Origin of the sequence: Streptomyces prunicolor NBRC 13075 (genome assembly GCF_000367365.1) — a bacterium.
In the GTDB taxonomy this organism is placed as follows: domain Bacteria; phylum Actinomycetota; class Actinomycetes; order Streptomycetales; family Streptomycetaceae; genus Streptomyces; species Streptomyces prunicolor.
The window spans coordinates 59,302-79,002 of sequence record NZ_BARF01000014.1 but is presented as its reverse complement, the minus strand read 5'-3'; the positions used below and the strand labels follow the sequence as shown (position 1 = coordinate 79,002).

21 protein-coding genes are annotated in these 19,701 nt (G+C 70.1%); 19 read left to right on the top strand and 2 right to left on the bottom strand.

The genetic code is table 11. The features are described 5' to 3' along the window. Positions 1-64 precede the first annotated feature (64 nt). The 18 genes from SPR02S_RS06155 (at position 65) to SPR02S_RS06070 (ending at position 16,362) form a co-directional block, all read left to right on the top strand. A complete protein-coding gene (locus SPR02S_RS06155; RefSeq protein ID WP_019056059.1) occupies positions 65-1,291 on the top strand; it encodes a Rieske 2Fe-2S domain-containing protein in 1,227 nt (408 codons plus the stop codon). Further along, positions 1,288-1,410 carry a hypothetical protein gene (locus SPR02S_RS65665; protein ID WP_019056058.1) on the top strand — a complete coding sequence of 41 codons (123 nt, stop codon included), beginning with the start codon at positions 1,288-1,290 and terminating at the stop codon, positions 1,408-1,410. Before SPR02S_RS06155 ends, SPR02S_RS65665 begins: the two co-directional genes overlap by 4 nt. Then, positions 1,407-2,759, top strand: coding sequence for a M20 family metallopeptidase (locus SPR02S_RS06145; RefSeq protein WP_019056057.1), 1,353 nt, complete (start codon positions 1,407-1,409; stop codon positions 2,757-2,759). The genes SPR02S_RS65665 and SPR02S_RS06145 overlap by 4 nt, the downstream gene beginning before the upstream one ends. Next, entirely contained in the window at positions 2,756-3,712 is a 957-nt protein-coding gene (locus tag SPR02S_RS06140) for a DODA-type extradiol aromatic ring-opening family dioxygenase (RefSeq protein ID WP_019056056.1), read from the top strand. Before SPR02S_RS06145 ends, SPR02S_RS06140 begins: the two co-directional genes overlap by 4 nt. A 7-nt stretch (positions 3,713-3,719) precedes the next feature. Then, positions 3,720-4,589 carry an alpha/beta fold hydrolase gene (locus tag SPR02S_RS06135; protein WP_019056055.1) on the top strand — a complete coding sequence of 290 codons (870 nt, stop codon included), beginning with the start codon at positions 3,720-3,722 and terminating at the stop codon, positions 4,587-4,589. Between the two features lie 43 nt (positions 4,590-4,632). Then, positions 4,633-5,448, top strand: coding sequence for an IclR family transcriptional regulator (locus SPR02S_RS06130; RefSeq protein ID WP_019056054.1), 816 nt, complete (start codon positions 4,633-4,635; stop codon positions 5,446-5,448). Then, entirely contained in the window at positions 5,445-5,966 is a 522-nt protein-coding gene (locus SPR02S_RS06125; RefSeq protein WP_019056053.1) for an FAS1-like dehydratase domain-containing protein, read from the top strand. The genes SPR02S_RS06130 and SPR02S_RS06125 overlap by 4 nt, the downstream gene beginning before the upstream one ends. Beyond that, on the top strand, positions 5,963-6,355 hold the full coding sequence (locus SPR02S_RS06120) for a hotdog family protein (RefSeq protein WP_019056052.1): 393 nt from the start codon (positions 5,963-5,965) through the stop codon (positions 6,353-6,355). Before SPR02S_RS06125 ends, SPR02S_RS06120 begins: the two co-directional genes overlap by 4 nt. 66 nt (positions 6,356-6,421) lie before the next feature. After that, on the top strand, positions 6,422-7,435 hold the full coding sequence (locus SPR02S_RS06115) for an NAD(P)/FAD-dependent oxidoreductase (RefSeq protein ID WP_026150273.1): 1,014 nt from the start codon (positions 6,422-6,424) through the stop codon (positions 7,433-7,435). Between the two features lies 1 nt (position 7,436). Beyond that, complete coding sequence (fdxA, locus tag SPR02S_RS06110) at positions 7,437-7,757, top strand: ferredoxin (protein ID WP_019056050.1); 321 nt, start codon at positions 7,437-7,439, stop codon at positions 7,755-7,757. Between the two features lie 157 nt (positions 7,758-7,914). Further along, the gene (locus SPR02S_RS06105) at positions 7,915-9,249 is read left to right on the top strand and encodes a metal-dependent hydrolase family protein (RefSeq protein WP_245607505.1); all 1,335 of its coding nucleotides are present in this window, start codon (positions 7,915-7,917) and stop codon (positions 9,247-9,249) included. A gap of 13 nt (positions 9,250-9,262) precedes the next feature. Further along, the gene (locus SPR02S_RS06100; RefSeq protein WP_019056048.1) at positions 9,263-10,225 is read left to right on the top strand and encodes an ABC transporter permease; all 963 of its coding nucleotides are present in this window, start codon (positions 9,263-9,265) and stop codon (positions 10,223-10,225) included. Further along, positions 10,215-11,096 carry an ABC transporter permease gene (locus SPR02S_RS06095; RefSeq protein WP_019056047.1) on the top strand — a complete coding sequence of 294 codons (882 nt, stop codon included), beginning with the start codon at positions 10,215-10,217 and terminating at the stop codon, positions 11,094-11,096. Before SPR02S_RS06100 ends, SPR02S_RS06095 begins: the two co-directional genes overlap by 11 nt. A 57-nt stretch (positions 11,097-11,153) precedes the next feature. Then, positions 11,154-12,734, top strand: a complete 1,581-nt coding sequence (locus tag SPR02S_RS06090; protein WP_019056046.1) for an ABC transporter substrate-binding protein — start codon at positions 11,154-11,156, stop codon at positions 12,732-12,734. After that, complete coding sequence (locus SPR02S_RS06085) at positions 12,731-13,768, top strand: ABC transporter ATP-binding protein (protein ID WP_019056045.1); 1,038 nt, start codon at positions 12,731-12,733, stop codon at positions 13,766-13,768. Before SPR02S_RS06090 ends, SPR02S_RS06085 begins: the two co-directional genes overlap by 4 nt. Then, positions 13,761-14,789, top strand: a complete 1,029-nt coding sequence (locus SPR02S_RS06080) for an ABC transporter ATP-binding protein (protein WP_078622824.1) — start codon at positions 13,761-13,763, stop codon at positions 14,787-14,789. The genes SPR02S_RS06085 and SPR02S_RS06080 overlap by 8 nt, the downstream gene beginning before the upstream one ends. Next, the gene (locus tag SPR02S_RS06075) at positions 14,786-15,577 is read left to right on the top strand and encodes an alpha/beta fold hydrolase (protein ID WP_019056043.1); all 792 of its coding nucleotides are present in this window, start codon (positions 14,786-14,788) and stop codon (positions 15,575-15,577) included. The genes SPR02S_RS06080 and SPR02S_RS06075 overlap by 4 nt, the downstream gene beginning before the upstream one ends. After that, positions 15,574-16,362 carry an IclR family transcriptional regulator gene (locus tag SPR02S_RS06070; protein WP_019056042.1) on the top strand — a complete coding sequence of 263 codons (789 nt, stop codon included), beginning with the start codon at positions 15,574-15,576 and terminating at the stop codon, positions 16,360-16,362. Before SPR02S_RS06075 ends, SPR02S_RS06070 begins: the two co-directional genes overlap by 4 nt. Here the strand turns inward: SPR02S_RS06070 and SPR02S_RS06065 are convergent. After that, complete coding sequence (locus SPR02S_RS06065; protein WP_019056041.1) at positions 16,316-17,113, bottom strand: alpha/beta fold hydrolase; 798 nt, start codon at positions 17,111-17,113, stop codon at positions 16,316-16,318. The two genes, SPR02S_RS06070 and SPR02S_RS06065, sit on opposite strands and share 47 nt — an antisense overlap. Positions 17,114-17,156: 43 nt before the next feature. Then, positions 17,157-18,332, bottom strand: coding sequence for an Lrp/AsnC family transcriptional regulator (locus SPR02S_RS06060; protein WP_019056040.1), 1,176 nt, complete (start codon positions 18,330-18,332; stop codon positions 17,157-17,159). 83 nt (positions 18,333-18,415) lie between these two features. Between SPR02S_RS06060 and SPR02S_RS06055 the strand changes: the two genes are divergently transcribed. Continuing rightward, positions 18,416-19,696: a metal-dependent hydrolase family protein gene (locus tag SPR02S_RS06055; RefSeq protein ID WP_019056039.1), complete on the top strand. Its 1,281-nt coding sequence runs from the start codon at positions 18,416-18,418 to the stop codon at positions 19,694-19,696. Positions 19,697-19,701 lie beyond the last annotated feature (5 nt).

The following is a 19,701-nucleotide window of genomic DNA, read 5'->3' as shown; positions in this document are numbered from 1 at the left end:
GCGGATCCGGCGGTCCGTCGCATGCTCGCCGGACAGGCATCCCGGCAGCAGGAGGACGCGCACGATGACGGTCGAGGACTCTCCCGACGCACAGCCCACGGTCCGGAGCCGGGGCCGCCGCAGACCCACAGGTGAGCCCGGCCGCCAGGACTGGAAGTCGTGGCCCCACTACGACGCGGCGGGCTCGGGCTTCCGCGGCTACTGGTACCCGGTCACCTGGTCGAGCCAGATCACCGCCGATCCGCTCCCGTTCACGATCTGCGGCGAGAAGATCACGCTGATCCGGGACGGCGACACCGCGTACGCGCTGCACAACCGTTGCCCGCACCGCGGCGTCCCGCTCTCCGAGGGCGACCAGCAGTTCCCCGGCACGATCAGCTGCCCGTACCACGGCTGGACCTTCGACCTGCCGACCGGCAAGCTCGCCGCGGTCATCACCGACGGGCCCGGCTGCCGGCTGACCGGCAAGGTCTCGGTGCGGACGTATCCGGTCGAGGAGCGCCTCGGCATGGTGTGGGTGTACATCCCGCTCGCCGACGAGGAACCGCACTCCATCGACTCGCAGTTGCCCGAGGAACTCGTCGAGAACGCCTTCGTGATGGGCGGCCGGATCGACCCGCGCGGCGGCAACTGGCGCTTCGCCTGCGAGAACGGCTTCGACGAGGGCCACGCCAAGTACCTGCACCGCACGGCACTTTGGCGCCTGTTCAAGCCGATGCCCACCTGGAACATCACGCGCGTCGTCCCCAAGGGCCGCTGGATCTATCGCGTCCAGGACGAGGTGTACTGGGAGGCGGACTTCCCCGGCGTCGGCCGCTGGACCAACAAGCGCTGGTGGAAGGCCCAGCCGCCGAAGGAGACCTTCAACATCGGCAACACGGGCAAGCCCGACAAGGTGAACCCGACGATCGAGGCCCAGGAGTTCCCCGGCTTCGCGTCGCTGTCGATGCCGGGTGTGCTGCGCATCGCGTACCCGAACTTCATCCACTACGAGTTCTACGTCCCCGTCGACGGGGACAACCACCGCTATGTCGGCGTGATGGTCAACTTCACCGAGGGCTGGGACACCCTGCGTTTCTACGCCAAGTACCTCGGTGCGATCCGGTGGTTGTTCCACGGCCAGTTCTCCGGCCAGGACGCGTGGATGGTCGACATCACCGACGCTCCCCCGGAGAAGCTCTACCGCCCCGACATCTCGCTGACCGCCTGGCGGAACCTCAGCGAGCAGGAGTACGGCAAGAAACTCGCCGGCCCCGACGCCGACACCAGTTCCGACGAGAAGAAGGCATGACCATGGGCCGCACCCTGCTCACCCTGCTGATCGGAGCCGGCATCGCCCTCGGGCTCCCGCTCGCCAAGAAGCGCTTCGAGCGCACGACCATGACCCAGGTCCACAGGATCAACCAATGAGCGGCGCAGACGAGTTGGCGGGGTTGGACGCGCAGCGGAGCGGCTGGGTGGCGGACGCCTGGCGACACGTCACCGCCGACCGGCTGCGCGATCTGATCACCGGGCTGGTCGACATCCCGTCCCCGACCGGTGACGAGGGGCCCCTCGCCGAGCACATCGCCGACACCCTCACGGCCGCGGGCTGCCGGGCCACGGTCCAGCCGTTGGACGACCGGCAGGCCAACGCCTGGGCCCGGCTCTCCGGCGACGGCACCGGCCCCGACCTCATGCTCTACGCGCCCATCGACACCCTGACCGTGGGCGAGGAGAGCGAGGATCTCCCGTGGATCGGGCCGGAGTTGCGGGACGACATGCGTCCGCGGGCCACCGTCCACGAGGACTTCGTCGTCGGCCTCGGCGCCTCCAATCCGAAGGGCCACGCGGCCTGCGTGATGATGGCCGCCGAGGCGATCGCCCTGGCCGGCATCCCGCTCACCGGCGACCTGGTCGCCGCGTTCGGCGCGGGCGGCATGCCCACGAACGCCCGCCCCGGCGGGAAACGTCTCAACACCGGTCAGGGCACGGGCTGTTCGTTCCTCCTCGAACAAGGCATCTGGACCGACTACGCCGTCATCGCCAAGCCCGGCTGGACGGTCTCCTGGGACGAGGTCGGCCTGGTCTGGTTCGAGGTGACGGTCCACGGCACCCACACCTACGTCGGCTCCCGCCACCGCCTCCCCTACGACAACCCCGTCGCCCGCGCCGGTGAGGTCGCCCGGCACCTGGAGGAGTGGTTCGTCGAGTACGCCGACCGGCACACCTCCGGCACGGTCGCGCCGCAGGGCATCGTCTCCTCGATACAGGGCGGTTGGCCCCGGATGGCGGCGGTGACACCGGCGTCCTGCACCCTCATGGTGGACCTGCGCATCGCCCCGGGCACGACCCCGATGCAGGCCAAGCGGGAGTTCCTCGCGGCCCTCGACACCCTCCGCGAGAAGAACCCCGGCATCCATGTCGACGCCGAACTGGTCCTGGCGATCCCTGGCACGCGGACCGACCCCGACAGCTGGATCTGCCGTAGCGCGACGGCGAGTTGGGCCGCGTTCGAGGGCCGCGAGCACGAGGTGATCCGGGGCAACAGCGGGGCCACCGACGCCAACATCCTGCGCGGGCGCGGCATCCCGACCGTGCGGGTCGGCATGCCGAAGGTCACGGACTCGCTGTTCGACATCGACTTCGCGCGGGGCATGAACACCGTCTCCGTACAGGCGATGGAGAAGCTCACGCGCCATCTGATCCGCACGGCGATCGACACCGTGACCCGGTCCCGCGCCGAGGTGGCATCCCTCTCGGAAGGAACGACGGCATGACCGAGATCGTCCTGGGCGTGGGCGCCTCGCACAGCACGCTGATGAACACCCACTGGGAGGAGACCTTCCACAAGGACCGGGCAGAGCGGTTCCGCGACGCGCTCGCCGAGGCGCGGGAGGCGCTCCTCGCGGCCCGCCCCGACACGGTGATCCTCATCGGCTCGAACCACTTCCGCGGCTTCTGGCTGGACCTGATCCCGAGCTTCACGATCGGCGTCGGCGAGTGCGTCGCGAGCGGCGAGTCCGGCACCCCGAAGGGCCCGCAGCCGGTGGACGTGCCACTGGCCCGGCACCTCGCCAACTCCCTTGTCGAGAGCGGGAGTTTCGACCCGGCGTTCTCGGCGAAGCTCCAGATCGACCACGGCCAGTCGCACGCCGTCCAGTACCTTTTCGAGGGCCTGGACGTGGAGATCGTGCCGATCGTCGTGAACGTCTTCGCCCCTCCGCTGCCCACGCTCACGCGCTGCGAGGAGCTGGGCCGCGCGATCCGGGACGCCGTCCTCGCCTTCCCCGGCGACCGGCGCGTCGCGGTGGTCGGCTCGGGCGGCCTCTCGCACCGGCTGCCCTGGCCGGACTGGCGCGAACCGCACGGCGACGACGAGGAGTTCATGGTCGGCGCCTGGCTGAACGGCCGGGAGAACTGGCAGGACTACGACGTCCGGCGCCGCGAGATCATCCGCGCCGCCGAGGCCGCGCTCAACCCCGAGTTTGACACCGACTTCCTGTCCCTCGTCGAGCGCGGCGAGACGCACCGCATCACCGAGTACACCACCGAGGAGTTGGAGAAGGTCGCGGGCAACGGCGCGCAGGAGCTGCGCACTTGGCTGCTCATGTCGGCCGTGCTCGACCACGTTCCGGGACGCCGGCTGGCCTACGAGCCGATGCCCGAGTGGCTCACCGGAATGGGCGTCGCCGTCCTCGACCCCCAACAGGCCCCCACCGAAAGGCAGTAAGGCAGTCATGAGCATCTGGACCGAACTCTCGGGCATCGACTACCGGCACGCGTACGTCGAGACCGGCGATGTCACCACCCGCGCCCTCCAGGCCGGCCCCGAGGACGGCGAACACGTCGTGTTCCTGCACGGCACGACCGGCCACCTGGAGGCGTTCGTCCGCAACATCCCGGCGCACGCCGAGGCCGGCTACCGCTGCCACGCCATCGACATGCTCGGCCACGGCTACACCGGCAAGCCCGACCGACCGGGCGAAATCCCGGCGTACGTCGACCACTTGATGGCCTACCTCGACGCGGTGGGCGCCGAACGCACGCACCTGGTGGGTGAGTCGCTGGGCGGCTGGGTCGGTTCCTGGGCCGCGAGCGAGTACCCGGACCGGGTCTCCTCCCTCCAACTCCTCTGCATGGGCGGCACGAAGATCAACCCGGCGGTGATGAAACGGCTCAAGACGTCGACGCGCGCCGCCGCCATGGAGCCGGAGATCTCGTACACCCGCGACCGGCTGGCGCTGCTGTGGGCCGAGTGGGACGAGGACCTGGGCGAGGAGCTGACCCAGGTGCGCTACGAGATCTACCACCACCCCGACTTCCAGGAGAACCTGCACAACCTGCTGGCGCTCCAGGAGGTCGAGGCCCGCGAGCGCAATCTGCTCCGCCCCGACCGCATGGCCCGGATCAAGGCGCCGACGCTGGTGGTGTGGGGCAACAAGAACCCGCTCGGGGACGTACCGGAGGCCGAGGCGATCGCCGCCGCGATTCCGGGAGCACGGCTGGAGATCTTCACAGAATGCGGACATTGGCCGCAACATGAGAAGGCCACCCTGTACAACCCCCTGAGTCTCGCGTTCCTCGCCGAGTCGTCGTCCGCGCACTGACAGTGACATTCCTGCCGTAACCGTTGATCGAGAGGTGCCCGCCATGACCGTCGTCCCGATCGCCCGCGCCGCGGCCTACTCTCCCCCGCCTCCCGTCACCGGTGCGTCCGCGTCTCCCGACTCGATGAACTCCGTCCTCGGCAAGGTGCGGCCCATCCTGGAGGCGTTCACCGTCGACGACGAGTCGCTCTCCCTCGCGGATCTCGTGCGCCGTACCGGAGTCGCGAAGGCCACCGTGCACCGGCTCTGCCAGGAGCTGGTCGTCTGGGGGCTGCTGGAGCGGGCGGGGTGCGACTACCGGCTCGGGCTGCGGCTGTTCGAGATCGGCCAGCGAGTGCACCGGCAGCGGATCCTGCGCGAGGTCGCGCAGCCGTACATGGAGGATCTGCTGCTGGCCACGCAGGAGACCATCCACTTCGCGATCCACGACGGCCTCGATGTCGTCTATCTGGAGAAGATCCTGCCGCACCGGGGCCTGAGCGAGGAGTCCCGGGTCGCGGGGCGGCTCCCCCTCTACTGCACGGCCACCGGCAAGGCGATCCTGGCCTTCTCCCCCGCCACGCTGTTCGGGGAGGTGGTCAGAAACGGGCTGAAACCGTTCACCCGGCACACGATCACCTCTCCCGGTCGGCTGCGCGGCCAGGTGGAGCGCATCCGGGAGGAGGGCCTCGCGACCGAGGCGGAGGAGGTCAGACTCGGCTACATGAGCATGGCCGTGCCGGTCTTCGGCCGGCAGAACACCCTGGCCGGCGCCCTCTCGATCACCGCCCCGACCTACCGCGTGGACGCCGCCGCACACGCGAGCGCGCTGCGCACCGCGGGTCTGGGCATCGGCCGGGCACTGCGGTCTGCGCTGTGAACGTCCTGGACGAGGTGCTGACCCGGGCCCGAAGTCTCGTCGACCGGTGGGAGGACGAGGACTGCGGCACGGTCACCGTCAAGGACTTCTGCCGGTACGCCGCCGCGCTGAACGACGCCGACTACATCGACCGGGCTCGGAATCGGGAGGCGACGGGCGAGCCGGTGGAGGCTCCCGCCCTCTTCCTCGCCGCCACCATGAGCTGGGAAGACGGGCCTCCCGAAAGGGAGTTGAGGCCCGACGGGCTGGCCACCCGTGAATCGCCGTGCACCATGGGCCTGCCGGTCCGCCAGGTGCACGGCGGGCAGACCGTGCGGCTGCTCCGGGCCCCGGTCGCGGGCAGCCGGGTCACCGCCTCTCGCGCGGTCACCTCCGCCGAACGCAAGCAGGGCCGCTCCGGCGCCTTCGTCCTGCTCGGCCTCACCACCCGCTTCACCTCGGCGGACGGCACCGAACTGACCGCCGTCGACGAGACGATCGTCGTGATGGAAGCACTCGACTCCCCCGGAGCCGCATGAACCCGCCCGTCGCCGGCGACATCTGCCCACCGCAGCGGTACACGCACAGCACGGTCCAACTCTTCCGCTTCAGCGCCGTGTCGTGGAACTCCCACCGCATCCACTACGACGCCGGGTTCGCAGCCTCGGAGGGCTTCCCGGGCGCCGTCGTACAGTCCACGCTGCACGGCGAGACCCTCACCCGGTACGCGTTGGCGTGGGCCGGGCCGAACTCCCGGCTGGAGACGGTGAGTTGGCGCAACCGTACGACCGCCGTGGCCGGTGAACCCCTCACCTGGACCGCGACCGTACGGACGGTGGAGGGCACCCGGGTGTCCCTGGAGGTCGCTGTCCTCAAGGCCGACGGCACTCCGTGTGTGACGGGAACGGTCCACATCGCCCTCGTCTGACCCACGTCCCGGCAGCCGGACCGGTCCCATTGGGCCTGGAGCGGTCCGTTCCTACGCTCCTGAACCATGAGCGTTCCTATTGATGCGCCGGTCCAGTCACCGGTGATCGAGACCGACATCCTGATCATCGGCGCCGGCCCGTCCGGCCTCTATGGCGCCTACTACGCCGGCTTCCGCGGACTGCGCGTCACCGTCATGGACGTACTGCCGCAGTGCGGCGGCCAGATCAGCGCGATGTACCCGGAGAAGCCCATCTTCGACATCGCCGGCTTCCCGTCGGTGCGGGGCCGCGACCTCGTCGACGACCTGGTCGCGCAGGCCGCGCCGTACGACGTCCGATACCTCCTCGGGGAGCGGGCGACGGACCTGGCCCACGACCGCGAGGGCCGTCCCGTCGTCCGTTCCGACACGGGAGCCGTCGTACGGGCGGGGGCAGTTGTCATCACTGGCGGTGTCGGGACGTTCACGCCCAGGGCGTTGCCGGCGGGCGAGGACTATCTCGGTCGCGGGCAGGTGTACTTCGTGCCGGACCCGGCCGCCCACACCGATCACGATGTGGTCGTGGTAGGCGGCGGGGACAGTGCCTTCGACTGGGCGGCGCTGCTCGCCCCGATCGCCCGGTCCGTCACCCTCGTCCATCGCAACGCGCGGTTCCGGGCGCACGCGGCGAGCGTGGAGAAGGTGCGCGCGCTCGGCATCGAGATTATCACCGACTCCGAAGTGAGCGCGCTGCACGGCGAGTTGGGCGTCGAGAAGGTCGAGGTGCGGCACCGGGTCGAGAAGACCGTCCGGCTGCTGCCCGCCCGTACCGTCGTCGCCGCGCTCGGCTTCATCGCCGATCTTGGACCGCTCCAAGCCTGGGGGCTCGAACTCCAGGCGCGACGGATCGCCGTGGACACCCGCATGGCGACCAATCTGCCCCGTGTGTTCGCCGCCGGGGACATCACCGACTACCCGGGCAAGGTGCGGCTGATCTCCGTCGGCTTCGGCGAGGCCGCCACCGCCGTGAACAACGCGGCCACCGTCATCGACCCCGAGGCCGCGCTGTTCCCCGGCCATTCCACCGAGAAGGAGAACTGACATGGCCTACGTCATCGGATCGGCCTGCGTCGACATCATGGACCGGTCCTGCATCGAGGAGTGCCCGGTCGACTGCATCTACGAGGGCGAGCGCAAGCTCTACATCAACCCCGTGGAGTGCATCGACTGCGGCGCCTGCGAGACGGCCTGCCCCGAGCAGGCGATCACCGTCGACCGGCTCGCCGACCCGGAGTTCCGCGCCGACAACCGCCGCTTCTTCGAGGAGCCCCTGTCCGGCCGTACGACACCGCTCGGCACACCGGGCGGGGCGAGTGCCGTGGGGCCGGTGGGCGTCGACACGGCGTTCGTGAGCGCCCTGTGATCTCCGGCGAGTGGCTCAAATCTGCGTTTCCAGGGGTGGCGCAATCCTGCGCGCCCCGAGGGAATTCCAAGCGAAAGCTGCACCGCGACACCGGCATATCCTCGCCCGCCCACACTCCTGCTTACCAGTTCCCACGGAGAGGAGTGAACACGGTCCTATGACGGAGCGAACAGTCCTGGCCGGAATGACGTTGATCGACGGCACCGGAGGTGCCGCACGGACGAACGCGACCGTGGTGATCGACGGCGCCGTGATCACCGAGGTCGGTGACGCGGACACCGTGGCGACGACCCCGTCGGACACGGTGTACGACCTGCGGGGGACGACCCTGCTGCCCGGTCTCATCGACTGCCATGTGCACCTGCGGTCCAACGCGGGCGCCCGCCCGCAGGACGTGCAGCTGTGGAACATGCTGACGTCGACCGAGGAGCAGACCCTGCATGCCGCGGCCAACGCCCGTGAGGCGCTGCGGTCCGGTTTCACCACGGTCCGGGACACGGCCGGTTCGCTGCCCGAGGTGGCGGTCAAGCACGTGATGGACGAGCACGTCCTCGACGGGGCGCGGGTCGTGGCCTCCGGTCTCGTGGGCATGACCGCGGGGCACGGCGACATGTTCTGCCCGGCGACCCTGGACGAGAAGCGGATGTGGCCGCCGGCCGACGGCGCCGACGAGTGCCGCAAGCGGGTCCGGGAGTACGCCCGGATGGGCGTGGACCTGATCAAGATCTGCACCAGCGGCGGCACGCTCTCCGTGGGCGACAAGACCTCGTGGCGCAACTACACGGACGCCGAGATCGACGCGATCGTCGACGAGGCGCACGCCCTGGACCTGCGGGTCGCGGCCCACGCGCACACCCGGGCCGGGATCACGGCCGCGCTGGTCGCCGGGGTCGACACCCTGGAGCACGGCTCCGACCTCGACGAGGACCTCGTCGAGCTGATGCTGGAACAGGGCACGTTCCTCTGCCCGACCCTCTCGATCAGCGAGTTCATGACGGAGCACGGGCGCCAACGCGGCCTGGTGACCGAGCAGTTGGACAAGGCGGAGCTGCTCCGCGAGCGCCGGCTGATGTCCGTCCGCCGTGCCTATCGGGCCGGGGTGCGGATCATCTCGGGCAGCGACTCCTCCAACACGATGCGTTTCGGGAACCACGCCCGCGAACTGGTGCTGCTGCACGAGCAGATCGGGATGACGCCGGCCGAGGTCCTGGTCGCGTCGACCTCCGCCGCCGCCGAGGCCCTCGGTCTCGGGTCCCGGACGGGGACGGTCGCCCCGGGCAGGTGGGCGGACCTGCTGCTGGTGGACGGTGACCCGCTCGCCGATCTGGGCGTGCTCACCGACCGGCGGCGGCTGCGCGCGGTGTTCCGCGAGGGCCGGGTTTTCGACCCGAACGCGGCCGATTCCGTCCCCGGCGCGCTGGCCGCGCGACTCCGTCCCTCCGAACCGACCCGTACGACGCCCCGGGCCTCGGCGCCGGCCGCCGCGATATAAGGGGAGAGATCCAGTGCTGCGTTATCTGTCGATCCGTGTGGTCCGCTCGCTGGCGGTGGTCCTCTGCCTCAGCGCCATCGTGTTCGCCCTGGCGCATCTGGTCCCCGGTGATCCGGCGGCCCTGATCGCCGGCGAGAACTCGACGCCCCAGCTGCGCGCCCAGATCACCCAGCAGCTGGGGCTCGACCAGCCCGTGTGGTCGCAGTACCTGAGCTGGATCGGGCACGCCGTGCGGGGCGATCTGGGCTCGTCGCTGCTGGACGGGCAGAGCGTCGGCACGCAGGTCGCCGCCCGCCTTCCGGTGAGTCTGGAACTCGCCGTCTACGCCGCGGTGATCGCGGTTCTGTGGGGCATTCCGGCGGGCATCTGGTCGGCCATGCACCAGGGGCGCGCGAAGGACCGGCTGGTCAACAGCGCGGCGTTCATGGGGCTCGCCGTCCCGCCGTTCGTGGTCGGCACGGTGATGGTCCTCCTGTTCAGCACACTGGCACCGGCCTGGCCGCTGTTCTCGTTCGTGCCGTTCTCGCAGGATCCGCTCCTCAACCTCCAGGTACTGCTGCTCCCCGCCGTCGCGCTGGGCATCCCGTTCGGTGCGACGCTCTGCCGCTACATGCGGGCCGCCATCCTCGACGTCGAGGGCCAGGACTTCATGCGGACGGCGGCGGCGAAGGGCGCAGGGCGACGACGGCTGATGCTGCGGCACGCGCTGCGCAACGCGCTGGTGCCGGTGGTCACCGCCGGCGGTCTCCAGCTCGGGGTGCTGGTCGGCGGCACCGTGATCGTCGAGCAGGTCTTCGCGCTCCCCGGGCTCGGCTCGCTGATCGTCAACTCCATCACGCAGCACGACTTCACGGTGATCCAGGGCGCGATCCTCGCACTGGGCGCCTCCTATGTGCTGATCAACCTGGTGACCGACCTGGTCTACCCCCTCATCGACCCCCGCATCCGGACGACTGGAGCTCGCCGTGACGGTTGAATCCACCGCGCCCGCCGTCACCGTGGCCCCGGCGCGCCAACGACGGAGGCCCCGCCTCGGCTGGAACGCGACGCTCACCACGGGGGTGTGCATCCTCGGCGCGATCGTGGTGCTGTCCCTGCTCATCGGTCTCTTCGGCCGCTACTCGACGACGGACGTCGGCGACTCGCTGCTCACCGGCCCCTCGGGGAGTCATTGGCTGGGCACCGACAACCTCGGCCGTGACCTGTTCACCCGGACCTTCGGGGCGGCCCGGCAGTCCCTGATGGTGGCCTTCGGGGCGACCACCCTCGCCGCGCTGATCGGCATCCCGATCGGTCTCGTCGCGGGCTACAACGCCCGGCGCCTGGACGCGGTACTGATGGCCGCGATGGACACCGCGATGTCAATTCCCTCCGTGCTGCTGGCACTTGTGCTGGTGTCGGTCTTCAGCCCGGGCATGTGGGTCCTCATCGGGGGCATGGGCCTGATCTTCGTGCCGTACTTCGCGCGGATCGTGCGGGCTCCGGCGCTCACCGTGCGCGAGCGGGACTTCGTGTCGGCGGCGCGCATCGCCGGCGTACGGACCCCGGTGATCATCGGCCGCCATGTGCTGCCGAACGTGCTGTCCTCCGCGCTCGTCCAGTACGCCAACACGGCGGCGACCTGCGTCCTGGTCGAGGCGTCCCTGAGCTATCTGGGCCTCGGTATCCAGCCGCCGACGCCCAGTTGGGGCCGGATGATCTTCGAAGGTCAGCGCTATATGAAGGACGACCCGCTGCTGGTGATCGTCCCCGGCATCACCCTGGCCATCGCCACGGCGGCCTTCGGCCTCATCTCCGACGGCCTGCAGGAACAGCTGAACCCGCGCGGCAAGCGCCGTACGCCCTGAACAGGCGCCCGCACCACGTCACTTCACCCTCACGTTCTTGAGAAACAGGCGGTCCTGATGACGAACCACACCCTCTCCCGCAGAAACGCGCTGGCCCTCGGCGGCAGCACGCTGGCCGGTCTGATGCTGGCGGCCTGCGGCGGTACGGCCACGACGGCCACCAACACCTCCGGAAAGCCGGTCAGCGGCGGCACCCTCACCATCGGGCTGGACGGGGAGCCCACGGTCGGCTTCGACCCGCAGGTGGCGCAGGCGTACTTCGACCAGCAGATCGTCGCGCAGTTCTACGAGGGCCTGCTGAGCCTGGACAGCAAGGGCCAGATCAAGCCCGGGCTCGCCAAGAGCTACCAGCAGGTGGACTCCACCACCTACCGCTTCACGCTCCGCGACGGGGTCACCTTCCACGACGGCACCGAGCTCACCACCGACGACGTCATCTTCAGCCTGGAGCGGCTGATGGATCCCGCGATCAAGTCGCCGTACACCCAGCAGTACAAGATCAAGACGGTGACCGCGCCGGACGCCAGCACCATCGAGATCAAGCTCAGCACCCCGCAGCCGTCGCTCTACAACTTCCTGGCCCGCCCGTGGAGCGGCGCCATCATGAGCAAGAAGTGGACGACGTCCCGCACCGGCAACCAGCTCAAGCAGACGGAGAACGGCACCGGCCCCTTCGCCCTGAAGAAGTGGTCGAAGGGCATCTCCATCGAGCTGTCCGGCCACAAGGGCTACTGGGACAAACCGAAGCCGTACCTCGACACGGTGATCTACCGGCTCATCCCGGACGAGACCTCGCGCGTCGCCTCGCTGCGCTCCAACTCGGTGCAGCTGCTGTCCTTCCGCGACCTGCGCATGGTGAGCGACGTCAAGACCACCAGCGGTGTCACCGAGGCGAACGGGCCGATCGTCTCCAGCATCTGGCTCAACATGAACACCCTCAGCGGACCGCTCGCCGACAAGCGGGTCCGGGAGGCGTTCAACCTCGCCATCGACCGCGAGACCCTGATCAAGACGCTGGGCAGCGGCTCCGCCACCTTCGGCTACGTCATCCCGCCGCAGGACCCGTACGGCATCACGCCCACCACCGCCGACCCGATGTACAAGCAGAACCAGAGCAAGGCCATCGCGCTCCTCAAGGAGGCGGGCAAGAGCAAGGTCACCATCGAACTGCTCGCCCCCAGCGACCCGGCCTACGGCCCCGACATCTCCGCCATGGAGCTGATGAAGGCGCAGCTGTCCAAGGTGGGCATCACGCTCGACCTCAAGCTCGTGCCGTTCGCGAGTGTCGTGCCGAAGGTGCTGGCCGGCGAGTACACCGACATGGTGATGATGACCAGCGTGCTCAACGCCGACCCGAGCCAGTATCTCGACCTGTGGTTCGCCAAGGGCAGCCCGGCGACCAAGGCCAAGGACCAGCACCTGTGGGACCTGATGGCCGCCGCGAAGAGCGAGCAGAACAACGCGAAGCGGGTCACGCTCTACCACCAGCTCGCCCAGTACATCGCCGACGAGGCCTACCTCCTGGTTCCGTACGCCAAGGCGGTGCGCGGCGAGGCGTGGAGCGACAAGCTGCACGGCTACCAGCCGGACGCGACGGCGACCCGCCTCAACCTCAAAAACGCCTGGCTGTCCCAGTGAAGGCCGACACCTTGACGCCCGCCCGTGCCACCACCGAGCCCGGTGGCACGGGGCCGGTCCTCGACGTCTCCGGACTGCACATCGGATTCGGCGGCTCGGACGTCGTCTCCGGCGTGGACCTCCGCGTCGAACAGGGCGAAGTGGTGGGCCTGATCGGCGAGAGCGGCTGCGGCAAGTCCAGCGTCGCCCTCGCCGCCATGGGGCTGCTGGGCTCCGGCGCCGACGTCCGCGCCGACCGGCTGGAGGCCTGCGGCACGGATCTGCTGGGCAGCCGCCCCGCCGAACTGGAGAGCCTGCGCGGCGACCGCGTGGCCATGGTCTTCCAGGAGCCGATGACCTCGCTCAACCCGTGCATGCGGGTCGGCGCGCAGGTCGCCGAAGTGCTGCGCATCCACGGCAAGGCCGGCCGGAAGGAGGCGCAGGTGCGGGCGGTTGACCTGCTGCGCCTGGTGGAGATCCCCTCCCCCGAGCGCCGGGCCAAGCAGTTCCCGCACGAACTGTCCGGCGGTATGCGCCAGCGCGTCGTCATCGCCATCGCCATGGCGGGCAACCCGCGCCTGCTGCTGGCCGACGAACCGACGACCGCCCTCGACGTCACCGTGCAGGCCGAGATCCTCCGACTGCTGCGCTCGCTCCAGGAGGAGCACGGCATGGGGATGCTGCTCATCTCGCACGATCTCGGTGTCATCACCGCCATGTGCAGCCGCGTGCAGGTGATGTACGCCGGTCAGGCGGTGGAGTCCGGCACGGTCGAGCAGGTGCTGAACGCGCCCCGGCATCCCTACACCCGGGCGCTGCTCGCGGCGGTGCCCCGGATGCGCGAGGGCGACGGCACCCCGCTGACCGCGATCCGCGGCCAACTCACGGACGACGCCCGCCGGTTGCCCGGGTGCCGCTTCGCGCCGCGTTGCCCGTTGGCGGCCGACGCCTGCGCCGAGCCCCAACCGTTGCGGCCCGTCGGCGAAGGGTGGGTGTCGCGCTGCTGGCGTGACATCGAGGACGCCCCGACCGCAGCCGGAGGAAACGATGAGTGAATCGCGACTGGATCTGACAGTGGCCGAACCGACAGCTCCGCCTGCTACGGCGGACACCGGGGCGCCGCTGCTCGAACTCGCCGGTATCGGCCACGAGTTCGGCCGCCGCCCGGGCCGTTCCGGTGTCCGGGCCGTGGACGACATCTCGCTGGCCCTGAACCCCGGTGAGACGGTCGGCCTGGTCGGCGAGTCCGGGTGCGGCAAGAGCACGCTGGGCCGGATCGCCACCAGGCTGTACCGGCCCACGCGGGGCGCCGTGCGCTTCGAGGGCAAGGACATGACGCACAAGCCGAAGAGCGCCGACCTGAAGGCGTTCCGGCGTGCGGTGCAGATGGTGTTCCAGGATCCCAACGGCTCGCTGAACCCCCGGCTGCCGGTGGGCGCCAGCATCGAGGAGCCGCTGCGTGCCCGCGGGGTGCCACGCACCGAACGTCGCCAGCGGCTCGCGGAGGTGCTGGAGGAGGTCGGCCTCGACGCGGCGGCGGCCGGCCGCTATCCGCACGAGTTCTCCGGCGGTCAGCGTCAACGCCTCGCGCTCGCCCGGGCGTTGGCCCCGCAGCCGTCGGTGATCGTCCTCGACGAGCCGACCTCGGCGCTGGACGTCTCCATCCAGGCGCAGATCCTCAATCTGCTCCAGGAGATCCAACAGCGCGACCGCATCGCCTACTTGTTCATCTCGCACAACCTCGGCGTGGTCCGCCACCTGAGCCAACGGGTCGCCGTGATGTACCTCGGGTCGATCGTCGAGATCGCCCCGGCCCAGCAGTTGTTCGAGGCTCCGCAGCACCCGTACTCGATGGCACTGCTCTCGTCCGTCCTCGAACCCGGCGACGACGCCGGGCCGGGCGAACAGATCGTCCTCAAGGGCGAGTTGCCCTCGCCGACCGACATTCCGACCGGCTGTCCCTTCTCCTCGCGCTGCTGGCTGGCCGACGACCACTGCCGCAGCGAACGCCCCGCACTCACCGAACAGGCACCCGGCCATCTGACCGCATGCCACAAACCAGGGGGTCGCTCATGACGGACACACTGCACCGCGGCTATGTATCCAGCCCGTTCGGCCAGCTGCACTATGTCGAATGCGGCACGGGCGAACCGGTCCTGATGCTCCATCAGACTCCGCGCTCCTGGACCGAGTACCTGGACGTGCTCCCCCTCGTCGGGGCCACGCACCGGGCCATCGCCATGGACACCCTGGGTTTCGGGGCGTCCGCGAAACCTGACGAACCCCACACGATCGACCGGTGGGCCGACGCCGCCGACGCGTTGATCGAGGAACTCGGCCTGGAACGCTTCCATCTCGTGGGCCACCACACCGGCGGGGTCATCGCGGTGGAACTCGCCGCCCGCCACCAGAAGCGGGTGGCGAGCCTGTTCCTGTCCGCGACCCCCTTCATCGACGAGGAGAAGCGCCGCTCGGCCGGTCAGCGCAAGGCCGTCGACCACGTCGTCCCGCAGCCGGACGGCTCGCATCTGCTCCAACTGTGGAACCACCGGCGGGAGTTCTACGAACTCGGCGAGGAGGCCGCCCTCAACCGCTTCATGATCGACGCGCTGACCGTGCTGGACCGGGTGGAGGAGGGCCACGTAGCGGTACGCGGCTCGATGATGGACCAGCGGCTGCCCCAGGTCACCGCCCGCACCCTCGCCGTCTGCGCGTCCGGGGACCACTTCTCGATGCCCGGCCTGGAGAAGTTCGCGGACGCCGGCTGCGAGACCCGGGTCATTGCCGGCGGACACGTCCCCGTGCCGGAGCAGCTCCCCGAGGAGTTCTCCCGGCACATCCTCGACTGGGTGGCGGCGGGATGACCACCGCCGGCGCGGTCCGGGAGTCCGGCGAGCGGCCCAACTCGGTGCTCGGCAAGGTGAGTCTGATCCTGTCGGCCTTCGGCGACGACGACTATTCGCTGGGCCTCGCCGAGCTGAGGTCGCGTACCGGCATCGCGAAGGCCACCGTGCACCGACTCTGCCAAGAACTCGTCGCCACCGACTTCCTGGAGCGCGACGGCTGCAACTACCGCCTGGGCGTTCGGCTTTACACGATGGGCCTGCGCTCGCCCCAGCAGCGCACCCTGCGCGAGGCGGCCAGGCCGGTGATCGAGGGCCTCGCCCAGACCCTGGACAACGCCGTCATCCTGGCGATCCCGCACGACTCCGAGCTGCTCTGCGTCGAGAACCTCGGCACGCACCGCAACCACGCCCGGTCCACCGCCGACGGCCGACGCCTCCAACTGCACAGCACCGCCGCGGGCAAACTCACCCTGGCCCTTCTCCCCGAGCAGTACCCACTCGCGAGCGTCGTCCCCCAGATGGTCCGCTGCACCCCGCACACGCTCGGCCCCGCCCAACTGCCCGGCGAACTCAAGCGAGTTCGGGAGCAGGGCTACGCCGTCGAGGTCGAGGAGAGGCGCCTCGGCTACCTCGCCGTCGCAGTTCCCGTACGCGGTGCGGGCGGCGCCTACCTGAGTGCGCTGTCGGTCATCGCCCCCACGGCGGGCAGCAGGATCACCCGACTGCTCACCGCCCTCACCCAGGCATCGAACGTCATCACGACCCGACTCGCTCGCTACGACTCCCTCCGCGCTCCCCTCTAACAACGGGCCCCGCACCGCTCTCGGCCAAGGCCGCCACGAACCCCTCGGGGTTGTCGCGCATCATGTGGTGGCCCGCGTCGGGGACGTCGACGACCGGGACGCCGGCCTGCCGTACGGCGGGCTCGTCCGCGTAGGGACGGCTGCGGGTGCCGATCAGCATCACTCGGGGCTGGGAAAGGCCGTAGAAGAGGTCCGCCGTGCCGGGAGTCGTCCCGCGTACCAGGCTCACCGCGCTGCGGTGGAGGATCGCGGGGTCTGACGTGCGGACGCGGGCCGCGTATTCGGGATCCAGTGTCGACAGGACCGTACGGAATCCGTGGCTGACGAAGTCGTCCTCCGGGTAGGCGGCGATGGCTCCGCTGTAAAGGCCGCCACCCGTGCGCAAGTTGGGCTCGGCCAGGACGAGCCGGGAGACCAGGTCCGGGCGGGCCGCGGCGAGGACGATCGCGATGGCGCCGCCCATCGAGTGTCCGACGAGGACGGCGTCCTTGATCCCCTCGTCGTCGAGGACTGCGGCGACCGTCTCGGCGTGCGCCTCCAGCGTGCCGGGGAAGTCCTTCGGGCAGTCGCTGAAGCCGTGGCCCAGGAGGTCTACGACGATCGCGCGTCCGCCGTAGCGAGCTGCGATCCCCGCGAAGTCGGCCGAGCCCGCGCAGCCCAGTCCGTGGAGGTACACCCGCGCGGGGCCGTCGCCCGGGAGGTCGAGCCGGCGCAGGTGGCCGCCGGCGCCGGGGAGGTACGTGGACCGCATCGGTGCTCCTCAACAATCTTCACAGCAAAGGCAGTTCGGGGTGTCAGCGCCAGAGGCGTTTGTCGTCCGGTACGGCGATGAGGCTGTCGGTGGGGAGGTGGGATCCCTGGGGTTCGCGCAGCGGGACGACGCCGACACAGCGGCCGTCGCGGTCCAGGATCCGGCCCATGTGCTTCACCGTGCGCAGGACCACCGAGCGGTCGTCGATCACCAGGCGCGGGAGCCGACGCGACAGGTGTGCCTCGAAGGTGTGCACGTCGGCCAGCGCGCGCAGCCAGACGTCGATCACGAGGTTGTGCGGGCCCGCGGTGATCGCGCACGAGCGGACCTCCCGTATGCCCGACAGGACGCGGCTGGTCTCCTCCAGGTGCAGGGCGGGCACGGACGCGAAGTACACCGCCGCCAGCGGCCAGCCGGACAGCCGCCGGGCCAGGTCGCAGCGCAGGCTCACGCGGGAGGCCAGCAGCGACTGGAGTCTGCGGCGGACGGTGGTGACGCCGACGCCGGTCGCGGTCGCGAGGGCGCGGATCGACATCCGGCCGTCGGAGCTGAGGAGTTCGAGGATCTGCGCGTCCAGGGAGTCCCAGGGCGCGGTGGACCCTGTGCCCGGGTCGGGCGGGACGTCCGAGGCGTGGCTCGCCTCGATGCGGGCGCACTGGGCCGCGTCCAGGCTGCGCAGGCGCCAGCGGCTGCCCTCGGTGGGGACGCCGGTGGAGACGTGGGTGCGGGTCGCGCGGACGCCCGGTGTCTGCTGGAAGAGCCGGGTGGTGAGGTGGGCGAGTTCGTCGAGGTCCCGGGTCTGGACGGCGGTGACGACATCGCGGCCGCCGGCCGTGATCTTGACGTTGGCCACGGCGTGCTCGGCGGCGAGGGCGCGGGCCACGTCCTCGGCGACACCGGGCTCGGTGTCGACCTCGACGATGCCCGTCACCACGATCCGGGAGTCCGACAGCCTCGGGTAGGCGGTCACCCACGCGAGTCCGGCCTCCTCCAGCCGCTGCCAGCGCCGGGCGACCGTCACCGGGTTCACGCCGAGCACATCACCGACCAGGGTCCAGGGGGCCCGGGGGTGGATCTGCAAGGCGTGCACGACTCCGCGGTCCAGTTCGTCGAGATCCGCGGCAGCGAAATCCTGCGCCTCCTGGGACGGCGTATTCCTGCGCGCCCGACTGAAATCGGGATCGGAAGCTGCACCGTAGCGCGGGGTTATCTCGTCCATTGCAGACTCCCTTTCGCCTGTTCCTGATAGCGAGGTTCCCCGACACCGAGGTTCCTGATACCGAGGAGTGATTCGGCCCCACCATGACGGATGCCATGACGCAAGAGACCTTTCGGACCATGTTGCGCGTTGAGAACGCCCGCCTCATCGACGGTACCGGTGCGCTGCCGGTGACCGACGCCGTCGTCGTCGCGGACGCGGAGGGAACGATCGCCTACGCCGGACCAGCGGCTACGGCCCCGCCCGTGCCCGGTGACGGCTCCGCGGTCCGGATCATCGACGCCGGCGGCCGGACCGTGCTCCCCGGGTTCTTCGACTGCCACACCCACCTCGCGTACGCGCAGGGCTCGCCACCCGGGCGGCGCGGCGAACTGGACCCGGTCCTGGTGACCTACGACACCGCGACGCGGCTGCGGCAGACCCTGGACGCGGGCATCACCACCGCCCGTGACCTGGGCGGACTGTCCACCGGGTTCCGTACGGCCGTGGAGACCGGCCGGATCGTCGGCCCCCGGCTGCACACCGCCGTACGGATCATCAGCCACACCGGCGGGCACGCCGACTTCCGCATGCTGGACGGCACCGACCTCAGCGGCGGCGAGATGGCCGAACTGGCCGACACCGTGGACGAGTCCCGGCTCGCCGTGCGCAAGGTGATCCGCGCGGGTGCCGACGTGGTCAAGATCTGCGCGTCCGGCGGCATGGCCAGCCCCTACGACCAGCCCGAGGACGAGGGGCTGATGGAGGAGGAGATCCGGGCCGTGGTGGACGAGTGCCGACGCCACGGCGGCAAGCCGGTCGCCGCGCACGCGCAGGGCACCGCGGGCATCATCAACGCCATCCGCGGCGGTGTCACCAGCATCGAGCACGGCTACGGGCTGGACGAGCGGGCGCTGGACCTGGCGGGCGAGCGGGGCACGTTCGTGGTGCCGACCCTGTCCACGGTGTTCGCGGGCATCGACAAGAACCTGATGCCGGAGCACCACTATCAGAAGAAGGTCCGCTGGTCGGGCATCACCAAGGAGAACATCGCCCGCGCCATCGACCAGGGCGCCCGTATCGCGCTCGGCACCGACGCGGCGGTCTGCCCGCACGGCCAGAACCTGCTGGAGCTGCGCTTCCTCGTGGACCTGGGCATGGACCCGATGACCGCGATCGTCGCCGGTACCAGCGTCTCCGCCGAACTCCTGGGTCTGTCCGACCAGTTGGGCACACTGACCGTGGGCAAGACCGCCGACCTGATCCTGTGCGACGGGGACCCGCTCGCGGACATCGGCGTGCTCGGCGACCCCGGCAACATCGTGTGTGTCGTCCAGGACGGCGTCGTACGCAAGGATCTGCTGCCCGCGGCGGGAACCCGCTGACGGTC